This is a genomic window from Streptococcus oralis subsp. oralis, from assembly GCF_002096455.1.
GTDB lineage: Bacteria > Bacillota > Bacilli > Lactobacillales > Streptococcaceae > Streptococcus > Streptococcus oralis_CY.
On sequence record NZ_NCUL01000007.1, the window covers coordinates 1 to 17,738 of the forward strand.

General features: G+C 36.4%; 16 protein-coding genes, 1 tRNA gene and 1 pseudogene. 1 reads left to right on the forward strand and 17 read right to left on the reverse strand.

Annotation, left to right across the window (positions count from 1 at the left end; all coding sequences use genetic code 11):
- Positions 1-277 precede the first annotated feature (277 nt).
- The 17 genes and pseudogenes from B7720_RS02495 to htrA all read right to left on the reverse strand — a co-directional run bounded on the left by B7720_RS02495 (position 278) and on the right by htrA (position 17,066).
- A tRNA-Glu gene (locus tag B7720_RS02495) sits at positions 278-349 on the reverse strand.
- Between the two features lie 66 nt (positions 350-415).
- Positions 416-667, reverse strand: a pseudogene (locus tag B7720_RS02500) (23S rRNA (uracil(1939)-C(5))-methyltransferase RlmD); the annotation flags it as partial.
- 39 nt (positions 668-706) lie between these two features.
- Positions 707-2,665: an ATP-dependent zinc metalloprotease FtsH gene (ftsH, locus tag B7720_RS02505; RefSeq protein ID WP_084856359.1), complete on the reverse strand. Its 1,959-nt coding sequence runs from the start codon at positions 2,663-2,665 to the stop codon at positions 707-709.
- A gap of 15 nt (positions 2,666-2,680) precedes the next feature.
- Positions 2,681-3,223 (reverse strand): hypoxanthine phosphoribosyltransferase, encoded by a 543-nt coding sequence (gene hpt / locus B7720_RS02510; RefSeq protein ID WP_049518880.1) that lies wholly within the window; start codon positions 3,221-3,223, stop codon positions 2,681-2,683.
- A 4-nt stretch (positions 3,224-3,227) separates the two neighbouring features.
- Entirely contained in the window at positions 3,228-4,505 is a 1,278-nt protein-coding gene (tilS, locus tag B7720_RS02515) for a tRNA lysidine(34) synthetase TilS (protein WP_084856361.1), read from the reverse strand.
- The gene (locus B7720_RS02520; protein WP_084856362.1) at positions 4,502-5,770 is read right to left on the reverse strand and encodes a serine hydrolase; all 1,269 of its coding nucleotides are present in this window, start codon (positions 5,768-5,770) and stop codon (positions 4,502-4,504) included. Before B7720_RS02520 ends, tilS begins: the two co-directional genes overlap by 4 nt.
- On the reverse strand, positions 5,763-5,885 hold the full coding sequence (locus tag B7720_RS09835) for an SP_0009 family protein (protein WP_000429344.1): 123 nt from the start codon (positions 5,883-5,885) through the stop codon (positions 5,763-5,765). The genes B7720_RS02520 and B7720_RS09835 overlap by 8 nt, the downstream gene beginning before the upstream one ends.
- A gap of 4 nt (positions 5,886-5,889) precedes the next feature.
- Positions 5,890-6,258: a septum formation initiator family protein gene (locus tag B7720_RS02525; protein ID WP_000041922.1), complete on the reverse strand. Its 369-nt coding sequence runs from the start codon at positions 6,256-6,258 to the stop codon at positions 5,890-5,892.
- Entirely contained in the window at positions 6,251-6,517 is a 267-nt protein-coding gene (locus B7720_RS02530; protein ID WP_001234975.1) for an RNA-binding S4 domain-containing protein, read from the reverse strand. The genes B7720_RS02525 and B7720_RS02530 overlap by 8 nt, the downstream gene beginning before the upstream one ends.
- A 57-nt stretch (positions 6,518-6,574) precedes the next feature.
- On the reverse strand, positions 6,575-10,078 hold the full coding sequence (gene mfd / locus B7720_RS02535) for a transcription-repair coupling factor (protein ID WP_084856364.1): 3,504 nt from the start codon (positions 10,076-10,078) through the stop codon (positions 6,575-6,577).
- Complete coding sequence (gene pth / locus B7720_RS02540) at positions 10,079-10,648, reverse strand: aminoacyl-tRNA hydrolase (protein WP_000163921.1); 570 nt, start codon at positions 10,646-10,648, stop codon at positions 10,079-10,081.
- A gap of 73 nt (positions 10,649-10,721) precedes the next feature.
- Entirely contained in the window at positions 10,722-11,837 is a 1,116-nt protein-coding gene (gene ychF / locus B7720_RS02545) for a redox-regulated ATPase YchF (protein WP_067193739.1), read from the reverse strand.
- Between the two features lie 84 nt (positions 11,838-11,921).
- The gene (locus B7720_RS02550; RefSeq protein WP_000285184.1) at positions 11,922-12,116 is read right to left on the reverse strand and encodes a DUF951 domain-containing protein; all 195 of its coding nucleotides are present in this window, start codon (positions 12,114-12,116) and stop codon (positions 11,922-11,924) included.
- Positions 12,117-12,180: 64 nt separating this feature from the next.
- Entirely contained in the window at positions 12,181-13,317 is a 1,137-nt protein-coding gene (gene dnaN / locus B7720_RS02555; protein ID WP_084856365.1) for a DNA polymerase III subunit beta, read from the reverse strand.
- Positions 13,318-13,475: 158 nt separating this feature from the next.
- Positions 13,476-14,837 carry a chromosomal replication initiator protein DnaA gene (gene dnaA / locus B7720_RS02560; RefSeq protein ID WP_000660625.1) on the reverse strand — a complete coding sequence of 454 codons (1,362 nt, stop codon included), beginning with the start codon at positions 14,835-14,837 and terminating at the stop codon, positions 13,476-13,478.
- 216 nt (positions 14,838-15,053) lie between these two features.
- Positions 15,054-15,812: a ParB/RepB/Spo0J family partition protein gene (locus B7720_RS02565; protein WP_049478005.1), complete on the reverse strand. Its 759-nt coding sequence runs from the start codon at positions 15,810-15,812 to the stop codon at positions 15,054-15,056.
- A gap of 57 nt (positions 15,813-15,869) precedes the next feature.
- The gene (htrA, locus tag B7720_RS02570; RefSeq protein WP_084856367.1) at positions 15,870-17,066 is read right to left on the reverse strand and encodes a serine protease HtrA; all 1,197 of its coding nucleotides are present in this window, start codon (positions 17,064-17,066) and stop codon (positions 15,870-15,872) included.
- A gap of 185 nt (positions 17,067-17,251) precedes the next feature.
- On the opposite strand from htrA, the gene rlmH reads away from it, so the two are divergent.
- Entirely contained in the window at positions 17,252-17,731 is a 480-nt protein-coding gene (rlmH, locus tag B7720_RS02575) for a 23S rRNA (pseudouridine(1915)-N(3))-methyltransferase RlmH (protein WP_000694219.1), read from the forward strand.
- Positions 17,732-17,738: the final 7 nt, after the last annotated feature.

Genomic DNA, 17,738 nt, shown 5'->3' on the forward strand with positions numbered 1-17,738 from the left:
GCACGCCGCCAGCGTTCGTCCTGAGCCAGGATCAAACTCTCATTAAAAGTTTGAGTTCTCACTCATTTCTGTCACTGACAGATTTATTGTTTTTTCATTGTTCAGTACTATAACTTCAGTTATAGTGCCCTGCACATTGGTTCGTCTTGTTCAGTTTTCAAAGGTCTTTGTCACTCAATCTCTCTCAAGCGACAACTATATTAGTATATCACAGCTACCTGTCTCTGTCAACAGATTTTTAAAACTTTTTTCAAGTTTTTTTAGCCGCAATACACCATAGTCCGTACGGGATTCGAACCCGTGTTACCGCCGTGAAAAGGCGGTGTCTTAACCCCTTGACCAACGGACCTGAGTTTTTCAACTCTTTCTATTATACCTACTTTTTTACCTTTGTCAAGGACTTTTTTCAGTGAAGTTAATTTTTTCTTTTCTTCACTAACTTAACCACTGCTTCTGTTCGTGCAGTGTGGGGAAACATATCGACCGACTGGATATACTGGAGATCATAGACTTTTACTAGTTTAACCAAATCTCGTGCCAAGGTCGAAACATTGCAAGAAACATAGACCATTTTATCTGGAACATAGGTCAGGATGGTATCCAACAGCTTATCATCTAAGCCTGTACGAGGAGGGTCAACTATCAAAGCATCCGCTCGGTAGCCATCACATTAGAACATAAAAAGAGAGGTTGAACCTCTCTAAATTTATTTTTCTTCACTCATTTTTGATTTTACTTCATCATAAGATAGTGCATGTGATTCCTCTTCTACGGTCTCAGGCATTTTACCTGTTTCGTAAAGAGATTTAATCTGTGTACTATCTAATGTTTCGTATTTCAACAATGCTTCTGCAATCAACTTATGAGTTTCACGATTTGATTGGATAATTTCAGCAGCTTTGTTTCGTGCTTCATTCAATAATGAACGAACTTCCTCATCAATCTCATAGGCTGTTTGTTCTGAAATTGATTTTTGAGGACTTTGTGCACCAAACATAGCATGATTTCCTTCGTATTGAACTGGGCCAAGTTTTTCACTCATACCATATTCAGTGACCATCGCACGCGCCATCTGTGTAGCTTGTTCAAAGTCATTGGAAGCTCCTGTAGTTTGGACATTAAAAATAATCTCTTCAGCTACACGACCACCCATCAAACCTGCCAATTGCTCTTTCATGTCTTCTTTAGATAGAAGCATTTGATCCTCTTTCGGAAGTGCAATCATGTAACCACCTGCACGTCCACGTGGTACAATGGTAACTTTATGAACAACACGGGCATTTGACAAGACTAAACCAACAATGGTATGTCCAGCCTCATGATAAGCAACCAATTCACGTTCTCTTTGTGATACTGTTTTATCTTTCTTAGATGGTCCAGCAATCACTCTGTCCTCTGCCTCATCAATATCTGAAGCATCAATGATTGATTTGTTGCGACGGGCTGCAACTAGGGCCGCTTCATTTAGAACATTTTCTAAGTCAGCTCCCACAAAACCTGGAGTTTGTTGGGCAACTAGTTTCAAATCAACATCGTCTGCCAAAGGTTTATTTTTAGCGTGAACTTTCAAGATTGCTTCACGACCTTTAACATCAGGGCGACCAACCAAGACTTTTCTATCGAAACGTCCTGGGCGGAGAAGAGCTGGATCTAGAACATCTGAACGGTTCGTCGCAGCGATAACGATGATTCCTTCATTTCCTTCAAAACCATCCATTTCAATCAAGAGTTGGTTCAAGGTTTGTTCACGTTCATCATTTCCTCCACCGAGGCCGACACCACGTTGGCGACCAACAGCATCAATTTCATCGATAAAGATGATAGCTGGTGCTGCTTTTTTGGCATCTTCAAAAAGAGAACGAACACGACTAGCTCCAACTCCGACAAACATTTCTACAAAGTCAGAACCTGAGATACTAAAGAATGGAACACCAGCTTCTCCGGCTACTGCCTTAGCAAGCAAAGTTTTACCTGTTCCCGGAGGTCCCTCCAAAAGAACACCCGCAGGAATGCGCGCACCAAGTTTTGTAAATCGTTTTGGATCTTTTAGGAATTCAACAACTTCTACTAATTCTTGTTTTTCTTCCTCGGCACCAGCAACATCTGAGAACCGTACCTTGATATCTTCTTTGTTTGCAGCTTTGGCCTTGCTACGTCCAAAACTCATTGGATTTCGGCCACTATTTCCTCCCATATTTCCCATCATAGAGAATAGGAAGAAGAAGAGAATAGCAAATGGCACAACAGAGACAAGGATATTGATCCACATACCGCTTGAACTCTCATGTTTGACTGTTACTTCTGCCTGATGTTCAGAAGCAAGTTTTTGCAATTCTGAAACTGTTGAATCAGACGGAAGGATAGTACTTGAGAATCTTTCTACTGTTGTAGCTGTAGGAGGGAAAAATTGAATTCCTGTTTCTTCTTTACTAGTCTTAGGATTTTTATAAATACCAGACACTTCAATAATGCTACCATTTGGCTGATAGGTTAATTCTTTTACATTGTCTGCTGTAATTTCTTTTACCAATTCTGTATAGTTAATTTTTTCGCTTCGTCCAGCAGTATTTCCAGAGTAAAAATACTGGAATCCTGTCACAAGGAAGAAGATAATTAACAAGTATAGAAATGGATTTCTAACTAAACCATTATTTTGTTTTTTCATTAAAGATAGATCTTTCTAATTTGAATAAACTTCTTCTTTCAATACTCCGACATAAGGAAGGTTACGATAATTTTCTTTATAATCTAGACCATAACCTACTACAAACTCATTTGGAATAGTAAAACAAGTATAATCCGCCTCAATTTCAACAACGCGTCCATCTGGTTTGTCCAACAAAGTCGCGATTTTAACAGAAGCTGCTTCTCTTGCAATAAACATATCTCTCAAATTCTTCAAAGTTTGACCTGTATCGATGATATCCTCTACAAATAAGACATGTCTTCCTTTGATATCTTGAGTCACGTCTTGCTTGATATTGATGACACCACTACTTGCTGTTCCACCATGGTAACTAGATACCATCATGAAGTCCATCTCAATATGCGTATCAATATGTTTGACCAATTCAGCCATAAAAGGAATCGATCCTTTTAGAATTCCAATAAGAATTGGATTTTCCCCCTCATATTCTTTTGTTAATTGTGCACCTAGCTTTTTAGCTGCTTCTGTAATTTCATCATGTGAAACGAGGATTTTTTTAATATCGTGTTCTAACATCTTTTTACCTATCTATTTTTTCTATATAAATTACAGTGTTCATTATATCATTTTTCGTGTTTTTACTCAAATCACTGGTCGCAATTCCTAAAATTGAGACAATTTCTCCAAATTGCTCAATAATAGGGATTGTTTTTCGTTTTTCAATAGGGATTTTCAAATCTATAAATAAACGTCTCAGTTTCTTTCGATGACCATTTAGGATAATAATATCGCCAGGTTTTCGACATCCAATATGTACAGATGTTTCCCGTGAAACTGTTACTTTTTGAACAAAATCCCCTTCAATAGGGATACCAAAGGAAAATAAATAGCCCATATATCGAACTTGATTTTGATAGTGTAACACAAGTTCATCTTCCTTTTCATCAGCCTGTGGACTGATTTTGCAAACTCGAAAATTCTGATACTCCTTTATCAATTCATAACCATTTTTAAGAGAATGGCGATACTGGCTTTTCCTTGCTAAAATCTGTTGAAGTTCAGCAAACTGAGCCTTTGTCAGATTTAAGTCTGGAAATTGATTAAGATAGTTCTGGAGCAAGATTCCTTGAGTTTGTTGAGAGTATGAAAATAGCTCATTCAAATCTTCCACATCAATTTGTTTAGAAAGCTCCGTTATTGTTGCTTGGTAATCTGAAATTTCCCTTCCTAAATCTAAAAGGGCGGATTTAAGACGAGGATTTTCTTTTTCAAGTTCTGGTAAATACCTATTCCGAATGCGATTGCGAAAATAGGTACTTTCTTGATTTGTTTGATCTTCGAAGTGAACAATTGATGGAAAATCCTTTTTATGAAAATGCAACAAGGGACGGATAATTTCAATTCCATCAACTACTTGACTTTCTTTTATTCCTGTTAAATGACGTAGCCGACTTCCTCGAATCAAGCGCATCAAAATCGTTTCAACCTGATCATCTGCATGGTGGGCAGTAACCAAGGCAGTTGCTCCAACCTCTTTCATGATTTTCCTAAAAAAATCATAACGAAACTCTCGAGCACGCGCTTCTGAAAATTCTCCTGAAAAGCTTGTGATATAAATAGGAAGTTCAGCTGCATCAGCTAACTTCCTTAGTTCATTTTCCTCCCAGTCAGACTCACTTCTCTGCTTGTGATTGACATGTGCTACAATCAACTCAATTCCCAACTCATTTTGATAAGTAGACAATAGATGGTATAAAAACATCGAATCCAGTCCACCAGATAGAGCTAATAAGACTTTCGAATGTTTTTTGAAATACTCTTTTCGGAGAAAATGATTTAAAAAATCCTGGTCCCTCATTTTAGAACCTCATAGACATCCTTAGCTATCTTAGCAATAGTATCATAATCAGAATTTTTGGTGAAAATGGAAAGAACAAAAGGAGAATCCGTATAAACAATGGCAGTGTCATGTTTAAACTCATCGGCATCTCCAATTTTATGAGCTACCTTAACCGAAACACCTTTTGCGATTCGTTGGTTGTCAAAATCAGTCTTACTTAAAGACTCTAAGACGAAACCATTCTGATTATAAATAGCTTCCATGACCTTTCCAGCCATTTTTGAAGAAGTCAACTTATCATTCACATCCCAATCTTCACCCATAATAGTGGACATTTTTTCTTTAAAAGCCCCGTCAGATTGATTGGTCACGTAATAACCTAAAATATTATGAGCAACATTATCAGACTCTTTGGTTACCTTGGTAATTAACTGTTGAAGACTGTATTCTTTGTTATCTTCTTTTTTAGGTAAACTACCACTACCCTCTGGTTTATAGGAACCAGGAAAACTATTTACTTCTGGGATATACTTGAAGCTACTGTCTAGCGTATATTCCCCTTGATTTATCTTATCTTGAGCGTAATAAAGGTAGGCTAGTTTCAAGATGCTAGCTGCATAGAGTTTGCTGTCTTCATTCACTCCAGCCTCTTTACCTGTAGTCAGTTGTTTAACATAAATAGAATAATTTTCATTCTGATAGTTGTTTGATAAAACTTCTTGAACCTTCTGGATGCGATTGTCTTCTTCCGAGACGAACTCTTTTGATACCCACCCAACTTGATCGATATGAAGAAATTCTTGTCCCTCAGCAAAGAGAGCTCTATCCACCGTTACGCGTTGATAGGGAGAGAGGGATGAAGAAATTTCTTTAGTGTCATAAGGGCTGTTATAGATAACAAACCCCTGCTCCAACCATACTTGTCTATTTTGAGTTTGAACTTGACTTTGATCATAGATCAAACGCTTATCTGCAGGGATAAACTGGTGATTATCTAATTTAAAAACAGGAACACCTTGTCTATTCAAACGCCATTCTACTATTTTAAAGGCGGTTCCAGGAGTCAATTTACCAGACTCCTTGACAAGATCCTCATTAGCATAGACTGCTGTTTCTCCGTATACCATTGGGGATTCCAGAGTTTCTTTATAGTAGAATCCATAATCAGACTCAGTTAGATAATAAATTTCTTGTGAAGAGTAAGGAAGCTGTTTTTCTGTGCTAACTACTCTTGAAGTTATGATAAAAGCAGGTAGCAATAAAACTACTAAGAACTTACGCATTCTTCTCTTCCCTTTCTTCTTGTAATCGTAATAAATGGTTTTTAGTTGCCAATTCCTCTAATTTTTCATCTGATAAACTTAGAAATTGCTCAACAACTTCCAATAAATTTTCCATGACATTACCTCGGAAGCAAATCAGGAATTGTGTAAATTGCTTCTCGTTTCTTTGAGTAATAGTACTTGGCGCGCGCATATTTTGCTACATAGTCTTCATCTTTCAACTTTGCAGCAAAAGCAGATTCTTTATCCTTTTCGTCACTAAGAGTTTGGTACTGCTCTTTCAACTCTGTCAATTGCTGGCGGCGTTGCAGTAACTGATCATAGCTTTGAGCCAAGTTATAAGTTGGTAAAATAAACAACAAGATCATCAAAATAAGGACCCAACCCATAAAACGATTCCTCTTTTGTCTCTCCTTCATCAGATAACGACGACGTTGATGTTCATTTTGAATAAAAGAATTATTCATCTGTACAATATTTTTAGACATTTTCTTCTACCCGTGTTTCACTGAGAATTTCATACATGCCTGCTGCGTCTTCTTTTTTTGTACTATCTTTCATTTCTAGTACTTTAACAAGCAACAACTTATTTCCAAAGCGAATTTCAACTTGGTCATCAACTTTCAAATCCGTTGAACTTTTGGCCAAGATTCCGTTCACCTTGATTCTACCTTTATCTGCTACTTCTTTTGCGACTGTGCGGCGCTTAATAATTCGTGATACTTTTAAATACTTGTCTAATCTCATTTTTATTACCTCAAATTATTATTGTACCATTTTTATCCTTTTTATAGAAGAAAAATGTTAAATGGGATTTGCTTCCTTTGATTCTTTTATCTCTAATAAACTTTCTCCAAAAATCAGCAAACCTTCTAAAATTTCATAATCCTTCTTGTTTCGGACATCGAATACAACTTCCATTAATCCCTTATTCTCAGCTATGGCTGCTTTTAAGTTCGTTGCGGATAAAGCTTTAAAATAATCTTGAGCCAAGAATAGTCGTTGAGTGACTTTTTCAAATTGAACTGTAATCTTATTTTCTTTTCTTTCCACACGTTCTACAAAGACCTTGTCAAAATATGACTTAACCAAACCAATCTCTAAAAGATAGGCTACTACATCTGGGTATTCTCCAAAGCGATCCATCAATTCTTCTTGTAGTTCTTCATAGTTGACACGATTGTCAATTTGACGAATTTTCTTGTAAATTTCAATCTTATGTCGTTGGTCAGAAATATAAGTGTCAGGAAGATAGGCGTCGATTTGTAAAATCAACTCAGCATTTCCTTTGCTTCTTTTATTCCCATTGCCGTTCCGTTTAGCAATAGCTTCCTCTAGTAACTGCGAATACAATTCAAAACCAACAGAATCAATGAAACCAGACTGGGACTTTCCTAGGAGATTTCCTGCTCCCCGAATCGAAAGATCTCGCATAGCAATCTTAAATCCTGAGCCTAATTCTGTAAATCCCTTAATCGCTTCTAATCTCTTCTCAGAGACTTCACTGATTGATTTTTCTGGACGATACATGAGATAGGCATAAGCAATACGATTGCTACGACCGACTCTTCCTCTTAATTGATACAAGGTTGACAAGCCCATGTGGTCTGCATTTTCAATAAATAAGGTATTGGCATTTGGAATATCTACCCCTGTCTCAATAATAGTAGTCGTCACCAAAATATCATACTGACCTTCAATAAAGTCAAGTAGAGTATTTTCTAACTGAATTTCACTCATTTGTCCATGAACATACCCAATCGAAGCCTCTGGAATCAACTCCTGTAATTCCGAAACCTTCTGGTCAATCGTGTCAACCTTATTGTAAAGATAGTAAATTTGACCTCCACGCTCCATTTCACGCAAGACAGCATCACGAATGACACTATCATTCTTCTCTAATACATAGGTTTGAACAGGATAGCGATTGGTTGGAGGAGTTTCAATAACAGACAAATCTCGGATTCCCAGCATAGACATGTGGAGAGTACGAGGGATTGGCGTTGCTGTCAAGGTTAGAACATCTACTTGTTTTTTCAGTTCTTTCAAAGTTTCCTTATGCTTAACACCGAATCGTTGTTCCTCATCAATAATCATCAAGCCCAAATCAGAAAACACAACATCTTTAGACAAAACACGATGCGTTCCAATCAAAATATCAACTTGACCATTCTTTAATTTTTCAAGTGTCTCTGCCTGCTCTTTTTTACTTCTAAAGCGACTCAACACATCAATATTAACAGCAAAATTTTGGAATCTTTCCTTAAAATTCGTATAGTGTTGTTGTGCTAACACCGTCGTCGGAACTAGAACAACAACCTGTTTGTGATCATTGACAGCCTTAAATGCTGCACGCATTGCAACTTCAGTCTTTCCAAAACCAACATCCCCAACTAAAAGTCGATCCATGGGATGAGAATCCTGCATATCTCTCTTGATTTCCTCAATACTACGAAGTTGATCATCCGTTTCAACATAAGGGAAGGCATCATCAAAAGCATGTTGATCTTCATCATCAGCTGAGAAAGCAAAACCCTTCAACTGACTACGCTCAGAATACAGTTTTATTAAATCGTCAGCTATATCCTCTACCTGGTTCTTAACTTTTTGCTTGGCCTTTTTGAAATGACCGTCATTTAATTTATTGAGTTTAGGAGGTTTCCCATCACTTGAAACATATTTGGACAGTAACTGAATCTGCTCTACTGGGATGGAGATTTGGTCACCATTTTGATACTGTACACTGACATAATCACGGTGAATCCCTTTGATTTCAATTGTTTCAATCCCTAGATATTGACCAATTCCATGGATATGGTGAACAACGTAGTCCCCTTTTTCAAGTTCATTATAATCTTTTAATCGCTCTGCGTTTGAAGCATGTTGTCTTCGAAAACGACGTTTTAATTTCTTTTGAAAAATCTCATGTTCAGTAATTAAGAGAATTTTTTCATCTACAAAATGAAAACCATGTCTTAGATTACCCTCAATCAAGTTTACAGATTCTTTACAGATACTTGACTTATCTTTGGAATCCAATTTGATCTGGTATTCCTCTAAAACATCTTCCAATGTTTTACTGCCCATTGAATTGCTAGACTGCAAGATAATAGTGTAGTCCATTTTTTTATATCGCTCAATTTCTTCTTTAAGAAAAGAAAACTGATTGAAGAATTCTTGCATGGGGTATTGATTAAATTGATAGATATGATCAAACTTGAGATTTCCTAAGCCCTTTTGCAGATTGGAGAAAAAAGTAACTGGACTTTGTTTTTTATAGATTTGCTCTGTATCTGCAAAATACTGCATCTCAGAAAATGATTTACCATTCTGTAAATCTTCTATAAAGTATTGCGCTAATTCTCTTTCAAAGGCTTCATACTGATTCATCAATTTTTGATAGTCATCAAAGAATACTGGTGTATCTTTTTCAATATAATCAAAGACAGTCCATGTTTTATCGTAACATAAGGACAAAAACTTTCGACTATCTGAATGCACTTGTTTTTGATGAAAACTTGACAAAATTTCTTCTAGATAGGATTTCAAAATCGGCGATAGAGTCTTCGAAATTTGCTTTTCTAAAGCTGACTGACCTCGTTGATAATTCTTTTCTCTCAAAAGTATGTCGCTAGCTGGAAAGATAGTGAGGTTTGTCTGATTTTCTTTCGATAATTGTGTTTCGACTTCAAAAGTACGAATACCATCTACTTCATCACCAAAAAACTCAATTCGGAAAGGTTCTAACTGAGACATCTCAAAAATATCTAAAATATCTCCTCGAATACTAAACTCACCTTGTGTCTGTACTTGAGTAACTTTTCGATATCCAATTTCCTTTAATTTGTGAAGTAGCTCGTGTTGGTCATATTCTTCACCAACCGCAATCCTTATAATACTTTCTTTAAATCTAGTCGGAGAGGGTAAGATCAACCGACTCGCTGCGATATTACAAACTAAAATCCCTTTCTTAGACGGATCACTCAAAAAACGCAAGGCATCAACCCGCGAAATGATTTTTTCTTGCGAAGACATCAAAAACTCTACCATAGGAGAGTCATCTACCAAAAAAGGATAGACAACTTCCTCTCCTAAGAGAGAAAGAAGATCACTGATAATTCGTTCTGCTTCTCCATAAGTTGAAGTCAGTAACACAATCTTATTTTCTTTTTCTAGACTGCTTGCAATTGCAAGAGCCTTGGTAGACGTTGATAAACCAAGTATTAGTTGTCTTTTCTTATTTATAAGATTTTGATGCCATTTTTTTATCTGGTCATTTTCTGAGAATAAACCTAATAAAGTCACCATTTATCCATTATACCTCTGCATTGTTTTCTCAAAGTTTTTCTCTTGTAAATAGTAGTTTACAGCATCGTCAACCTTGTCAATAGACTGTAAAATACCCACATAGTCATCCTGATCAAACTTACTTAAAACATGATGAACAACCGACATGCCTTTTTTAGGTCTTCCAATACCTATTTTAACACGGTTAAATACTTGGGTTCCAATATGTTGAATAATAGACTTGATGCCATTATGACCACCTGCTGAACCCTTTGCTCTTAAACGAATTTTCCCAACTTCCATGTCAAGATCATCGTAAATGACGAGTAAATCTTCAATATCCAAACCATAGTAAGTCAATAAAGCATGAACCGCTTTTCCACTTTCATTCATAAATGTTGTTGGTTTGACGAGATAAATTTTTTCTCCATTAAAGAAAAAAGATGCTAGGTCAGCTTGAAATATCTTGTCATGTGTAAAGGTGACATTTTGTTTTTTGGCCAATTGGTCAATCAACATAAATCCAACATTGTGTTTGGTTTCAAAATATTTATCCCCTGGATTTCCCAATCCTACAAGTAATTTGGTCATTTATTTTTCCTTTCAAAAGCCAAAAGGGTTGGAATTTTTTTCCAACCTAATTGACACTATTTATTAAATGTTATTAAACATTAAAGCGGAATTCCATGATATCGCCATCTTGAACGATATATTCTTTTCCTTCTTCACGCAAGCGTCCAGCTTCTTTTACAGCCTTTTCAGATCCGTACTTCACTAGATCCTCATATGACATGGTCACTGCACGAATAAAGCCTTTTTCAAAGTCTGAGTGGATAATACCAGCTGCTTGAGGAGCTTTCATACCCCGTTTAAAGGTCCAAGCGCGAACTTCTTTTTCACCAGCTGTAAAGTAAGTTCCGAGTCCAAGTAAGTGGTAAGCAGCTCGAGTCAATTTATCAACGCCTGACTCTGTCAAGCCAAGTGCTTCAAGAAATTCTTGCTTATCCTCATCGTCTAACTCAGAAATTTCTTCCTCAGCACGCGCAGAAATAACTACTACTTCAGCATTTTCTGTCGCTGCAAATTCACGAATTTGCTTCACATATTCGATAGAATCTGGATCTCCAACTACATCCTCATCCACATTAGCAACATAAAGAACTGGTTTAGTGGTCAAAAGGAAGAGACCTTTGACAACTTTTTGTTCTTCATCTGTAAATTCGATGGTGCGAGCTGATTTTCCATCTTCAAGGACTGGTTTAATCTTTTGAAGAACGTTAAACTCTGCTACTGATTCTTTATCTTTTTGCGTACGTGCCATCTTTTCTACACGCGCATAGCGTTTATTAACTGATTCTAAGTCAGCAAGAATCAACTCTAGGTTAATGGTATCAATATCTGCAAGTGGATCCACAAAGGCGTCTTCACGTCCTTGCTCGCGCATAACATTTTCATCATCAAAAGCACGAACTACGTGAACAATCGCGTCTACTTCACGGATATTGGCCAAGAATTTATTACCTAGACCTTCTCCTTTTGAAGCTCCTTTTACAATCCCTGCAATATCTGTAAACTCAAAGGTTGTTGGAACTGTCTTTTTAGGAGTAATCATTTCCGTTAGTTTTTGTAGGCGTTCATCTGGAACTTCCACCATCCCAACATTTGGATCAATAGTCGCAAATGGGTAGTTTGCCGCCTCTGCTCCTGCTTTTGTAATTGCATTAAAAAGGGTTGATTTACCAACGTTTGGCAAACCAACGATACCTGCTGTTAAAGCCATAGTTTCTCATTCTCCGTTCTCATTTCAATCCCTAACATTATAACACAAAAAGGGAAAACTTGCTAACCCTCTAACTAAGGGTTCTTAGTCAATAATCTTATTCATTTTTCGTTCAAAATCATAGCGACTCATCATGACAAGATGGTCACAATTGCTACACTTTATTTTGATATCTGCCCCTACACGTGTAATTTCCCAACGATTAGCCTTTTTGCCTGTTGACTTGATGGTACAAGCGTGTGGTTTTTTCATCTCAACAAAATTTCCAACTTGATACATACTACTCTCCTTTTCTTTTTTGATTATATCATAAAAGAGGCGAGCCAGGCTCAACCTCTTTCACTTAATTTGTTCGAACTGGTGTGATAAGCTGCATGAAATCTTCGTCAGTATCTGCTGGCACAAGAGTAAATGGACGAACTGATGAGATAAAGCTAATAGTAACCTTTTCGCTATTTAAAGCCTTGAGAGAATCAATCAAGTAAGTTGGGTTAAAACTAATAGTTAAATCATCCCCAGTCACCTGCTCCGTATCGATTTCTTCGTTTACTTTACCAACTTCTGGAGAGTGAACATGGGCGCTAACAACTCCACCTTTAATTTCAAGCTTCACAGTACCATTTTGAGTCGCACTTGATAAGAGACGTGCACGCTCCATAGATTGACGCAAATTAACCACATCAAAAGTAATTGTAGTGTTAAAGTCTGTTGGAATCAAGCGATCTGTATCAGGATAATTACCTTCTAGGAGACGAGTGTAGAAGCTAATATTTTCGCTTCTAAAGAGGATTTGATTATTTGCAAAGAAAATCTCCACAGTTTCAATATCATCCGTAAATACAGCTGAAAATTCGCGTAGAGAACGACTAGGAATCACCACATCAAAATCATCACCATTTTTTTCAAGAGTCAATTTCTTCTGGCTAAGGCGATGAGAGTCTGTCGCAACTGTTTTTAGTTCCTTGTGTTGGCTCAAAACAAAATGGACACCAGTCAAAATTGGACGACTTTCTTGCGTACTTGCAGCAAATGCTGTTTCATTGATAATTTTCTTGAGTAGTTTGGTTTCAAGAACCAAAGGTGTGCTTGCTGAAATTTCTTGGATTCGTGGGTACTGTTCGCTATCTTTTCCTTTTAGGGTGATTTCTGATTTGCCACTTGTTAAAACAATTTGTTTTTGTTCAATCTCTTTGAAATCAAGCGTTACATCTGGAAGACTAGATACAACATTGATAAAGAAAGAAGCTTCAAGAAGAATCGAACCCAAAGAAGTTATCAAGAGACCAGCATCTTCATTCTTTTGAGAAATGAAATTCTCAATAGAAATTTGACCGTTTGAGCCAATTAAAGTAATCCCTTCATTGGTAACGTCAATTTTGATTGTTGATAAAATTGGAATAGCATTTTTGGAGCTAATTGCCCGTTTTGTAGTATTTAAGGCTTGTATAAATAAATTTTTATTAATTGAAAAATGAATCATGGATTCTCCTTTATTTATTTTTAGTATTAGAAAGTTAATAGTAATAATAGAGTGTGTGAATTCTGTGGAAAACTGAGTGCTATTTAGTAAACTTAAGCTTATAAGCTTGTTTAAAAAATGTGGACAAAAAAGATAAGAAAGGAAAAGTTATCCACAAGCTACTTAATTTTCTTTTTAATTGCTTCTATTTCTAAACGTAAATTATCGTCTTCGTCAATCAATGATTTGATTTTAGCATGGGCATGAATAACGGTGGTGTGATCCTTTCCGCCAAATTCTTTTCCGATTTTCGGAAGACTGTTATCTGTCAGTTCTCTAGCTAGATACATGGCAACCTGACGTGCCAAAACGATGTTTTGAACTCGTCTCGTACCTTTCATTTCTTTAACACTCACTCCATAAAAATTACCAACTTCAGTTTGGATTTTCTCAATTGGAATAACAAGTATCTGGCGAGCGTCTTGCTTACGTGCTCTAATAGCTTCCGCAGCAATATCAATAGTAATATCCTTAATCTTCTTCACTCTGGCAATTAAAGTGATATCGTTGATTGCTCCTTCCAATTCTCGAACATTTGAATCAAATTGGCCAGCCAAGTATTCCAGAGTATCACTTTGGAAATGGTAATCCAAGTGCTCTGTTTTACTTTGAAGAATGGCGATACGTGTCTCAAAGTCAGGAGGAGTGATATTTTGCGTCAATCCCCAGCTAAAGCGTGTGACAAGTCTCTCTTCAAGTCCTTCTAGGTGTTTAGGACTTCGATCACTGGTTAGGACAATCTGTTTCTGCTTATCATGAAGAGCATTGAAGGTATTGAAAAATTCTTCCTGGGTCGCGACTTTTTTGCCACTGAGAGATTGGATATCATCGATCAATAAGAGATCAAGGCTACGGTAAGTCTTTTTGAACTTTTCCATTTCCCCAAGTCGCAAGTGTTCAAGAAAGTCATTGATAAAGCTTTCGGCAGGAATGTACTTGACACGCGCATCAGGAATATTTTTCAAAATCTCATTTCCAATCGCATTGAGTAAGTGAGTCTTTCCAAGACCAGGTCCTCCATAGATGAAAAGAGGATTATAGGTCAGAGCTAAATCTTCAGATACCGCTAGTGCAGCAGACACCGCCCAAACATTTCCATCACCTTGAATAAAGTTATCAAAGGTATATTTTTCTTTTAACCCTGTTTCGGAATAGGGAATCGTTGGTAGTGCAGGTGTGTAATCGTAAGTAGAGACACTATTCGTATCATTTACCTGAGGAGATTCTGTGCTCTGAGGTTTAGTGAAAATATAGTGAGGTTTGATTTCAGAATCATAAATTTCAAAACCAGCAGCAATGATAATATCTTTTAATTGCTTTTCCCACACCATTTCCATCTCTGATCTCGGTAGAAATATAGTAGCTGTATTTTCTTCTACTTTGATGAGTTCAGCAGGTGTAGCATAGAAATCATACATAGATCGTGTCAATCTTTCTTGAGCAAATTCTAAAATACGATTCCAAAATTGCTTCTCTTTCAACTAATTTTCCTCCTTTACTATGATTTTAGTAGTTTAGTGCTAGACTTATTTTACCATAGATAGTAGGATTTTTCCACAGATTGGGGAAAAGAATCCACAATGTTAACAGTATTTATCCACAGGTTGGGGATAAATAGGAAAATCCTTGATTTAATAGGGTTATTGATAAAAAAATTGGTGGATAAATTTGTGGGTTGAGAAAATAAAAGAACAGCCTTATTTCAGGCTGTTAATAATTCTATCGTATTCTTCTTGACTTGAAAAGGAGATAATAATCTTTCCAGTATCTTTTTTTGAAAGTTTAATTTCTACACTTAAACCGAGTAGTTTTTTTAATTTATCTTCTTCGTCTTTGATGAAAGAATCACTTTTTTTTTGCTTCTTGTGTTTTTTCTCTGTAAGAAGTGCTTCTAGCTTTCTCACAGAGATGTCTTCATTTTTAATTAGTTGAAAGAAATAGTCTTGCTGCTCTTTATCTAAACCAACTAGTGAACGTGCATGAGCTTGAGAAATTTTTCCATTTTCTACTTCAGTTAAGATATATTCTGGTAGGGAAAGTAAACGAATAAAATTAGTGATATAAGGACGAGATTTCCCCATTTTATCCGCTATCTCAGTGTGAGTAAATCCTTTTTCTACTAAAGATTCGTAGGCGCGTGCTTCTTCAACAGGATTTAAATTTTCTCTCTGCAAATTCTCAATGATTGACTGGATCATCATTTCCTGATCTGAGAGGTGCTTTACAACGGCTGGAATAGAGGTCAGACCAGCCAAGAGAGAAGCTCGATATCGTCTCTCTCCTGCAAGGATTTCATAACCAATTACAGGAGATTGACGAACGATGATTGGTTGGATAAGCCCATTTTCTTTGATTGACTGAGCTAATTCCTTTATTTTATCTGCATCAAATTCTTTCCGAGGTTGGTAAGGATTCTTTTGTATTTCAGAGATAGAAATCATTTCAAATTTTTCCATGATTCTACACTAACATATCTTTTACTTTCTGTAAAGTTTTCTTTACACTGATGTCAATTAAGACTCTAAATCACCAGAATTCTTATCTAGTTTAATTGAGGTTGTTTCCTCCTTACCGTTACGGTAGTAGGTTACTTTGATAGTATCTCCAATAGCATGATTGTAAAGAGCGTGTTGTAGGTCTGTTGATGAAGCAATCTCTTTATCGTCAACTTTGGTAATGACATCATATTTTTGAAGATGTCCATTTGCTGGCATATTGTTTTGAACAGATCGAACAACTACACCTGAAGTGAGGCCACTTGGAATGTTAAGTTTTCTAAGATCACTAGCTCCAACATTTGACAGATTGACCATTTGAATTCCAAGAGCTGGACGAGTCACTTTACCATTACTTTCAAGCTGTTTAATGATATTTTGTGCATCGTTTGAAGGAATTGCAAAACCAAGACCTTCTACAGATGTTCCACCATTACTTGCAATTTTACTTGATGTAATACCAATTACTTGTCCTTGAATGTTTACAAGTGGACCACCAGAGTTACCAGGGTTAATGGCTGTATCTGTTTGAATGGCTTTTGTTGAAATAGCTTGACCATCTTCAGATTTTAGAGAAACATTCCGATTAAGACTCGAGATGATTCCCTGTGTAACTGTATTAGCATATTCTGAACCTAGAGGACTACCGATAGCAATCGCTGTTTCTCCAACACTAAGTTGACTTGAATCCCCAAATTCTGCTACTGTTGTAACTTTTTCTGAAGAAATTTTAACGACAGCAATATCAGAGAAGGTATCAGATCCGACAATTTCACCAGGAACCTTGGTACCATCTGCTAAGCGGATATCAACTTTTGAAGCTCCATTGATAACGTGAGTATTAGTTACAAGATAGGCATCTTTATCATCCTTTTTATAGATGACACCTGATCCCTCACTTGCGATTTGTTGATTGTCTGAATCAGAATTAGTGTCGTCAGCATTAAATACACTACTTTGTCTACTGCTAGAAGAAGAATAAGTAATGATTGAGACAACAGCATCCTTAACTTTATTTACTGCTTGAGTGGTTGAATTTTCATTCTTATAGGATGTTTGAGTGACAGTGCCAGAATTATTATTCGTAGCTTGATTTCCTTGTTTTTGATAAAGTTGTAATGTTACGAAACTTCCTAAGGCACCACTTAAAAATCCGATTAGAATGATTGCTAGAACTTTAACTCCTTTTTTGTAAAATTTTTGTAAGTGTTTCATAAACGCCTCCGTTTGTTATTTATTTACTCAGATTATAAACCTATTAACTTAATCCAAACTTAAAAGCTTAAAGTTTTACACAAGTTGTGGATAACTCGCTTTATTCTGTGAATTCACTTGTATTTTTGAATGATTTTTGTGTGTATAAGATGTGAAATGAAGTGTGGATATGATAGAATAGAAGAATGAAAATAAAAATTGTAACAGTAGGAAAATTAAAAGAAAAATACCTTAAAGATGGAATTGCTGAATATACCAAACGAATTTCACGTTTCGCCAAATTAGAAATGATTGAGCTCACTGATGAGAAGACACCTGACAAAGCCAGTGAATTAGAAAATCAAAAAATCTTGGAAACAGAAGGTGAAAGAATTCTTTCTAAGGTTGGAGAAAGAGACTTTGTCGTTGTTCTAGCCATTGAAGGAAAAACACTCTCCTCAGAGGAATTTAGTAAGCAACTAGAGCAAGCTTCTATCAAAGGATACTCAACGCTTACTTTTATCATTGGAGGAAGTTTGGGTCTAGCTCCTGTTGTAAAAAATAGGGCCAATCTTTCTGTCAGTTTTGGACGTCTGACATTACCACATCAGTTAATGAGATTGGTTTTAGTTGAACAAATTTACCGTGCTTTTACAATTCAACAGGGTTCTCCTTACCACAAATAGAAGATTG

Bases quoted from the DNA above. Each gene is read 5' to 3' on its own strand.
- ftsH (WP_084856359.1), bottom strand. From the start codon at position 2,665: ATGAAAAAACAAAATAATGGTTTAGTTAGAAATCCATTTCTATACTTG.
- hpt (WP_049518880.1), bottom strand. From the start codon at position 3,223: ATGTTAGAACACGATATTAAAAAAATCCTCGTTTCACATGATGAAATT.
- tilS (WP_084856361.1), bottom strand. From the start codon at position 4,505: ATGAGGGACCAGGATTTTTTAAATCATTTTCTCCGAAAAGAGTATTTC.
- B7720_RS02520 (WP_084856362.1), bottom strand. From the start codon at position 5,770: ATGCGTAAGTTCTTAGTAGTTTTATTGCTACCTGCTTTTATCATAACT.
- B7720_RS09835 (WP_000429344.1), bottom strand. From the start codon at position 5,885: ATGGAAAATTTATTGGAAGTTGTTGAGCAATTTCTAAGTTTATCAGAT.
- B7720_RS02525 (WP_000041922.1), bottom strand. From the start codon at position 6,258: ATGTCTAAAAATATTGTACAGATGAATAATTCTTTTATTCAAAATGAA.
- B7720_RS02530 (WP_001234975.1), bottom strand. From the start codon at position 6,517: ATGAGATTAGACAAGTATTTAAAAGTATCACGAATTATTAAGCGCCGC.
- mfd (WP_084856364.1), bottom strand. From the start codon at position 10,078: ATGGTGACTTTATTAGGTTTATTCTCAGAAAATGACCAGATAAAAAAA.
- pth (WP_000163921.1), bottom strand. From the start codon at position 10,648: ATGACCAAATTACTTGTAGGATTGGGAAATCCAGGGGATAAATATTTT.
- ychF (WP_067193739.1), bottom strand. From the start codon at position 11,837: ATGGCTTTAACAGCAGGTATCGTTGGTTTGCCAAACGTTGGTAAATCA.
- B7720_RS02550 (WP_000285184.1), bottom strand. From the start codon at position 12,116: ATGTATCAAGTTGGAAATTTTGTTGAGATGAAAAAACCACACGCTTGT.
- dnaN (WP_084856365.1), bottom strand. From the start codon at position 13,317: ATGATTCATTTTTCAATTAATAAAAATTTATTTATACAAGCCTTAAAT.
- B7720_RS02565 (WP_049478005.1), bottom strand. From the start codon at position 15,812: ATGGAAAAATTTGAAATGATTTCTATCTCTGAAATACAAAAGAATCCT.
- htrA (WP_084856367.1), bottom strand. From the start codon at position 17,066: ATGAAACACTTACAAAAATTTTACAAAAAAGGAGTTAAAGTTCTAGCA.
- rlmH (WP_000694219.1), top strand. From the start codon at position 17,252: ATGAAAATAAAAATTGTAACAGTAGGAAAATTAAAAGAAAAATACCTT.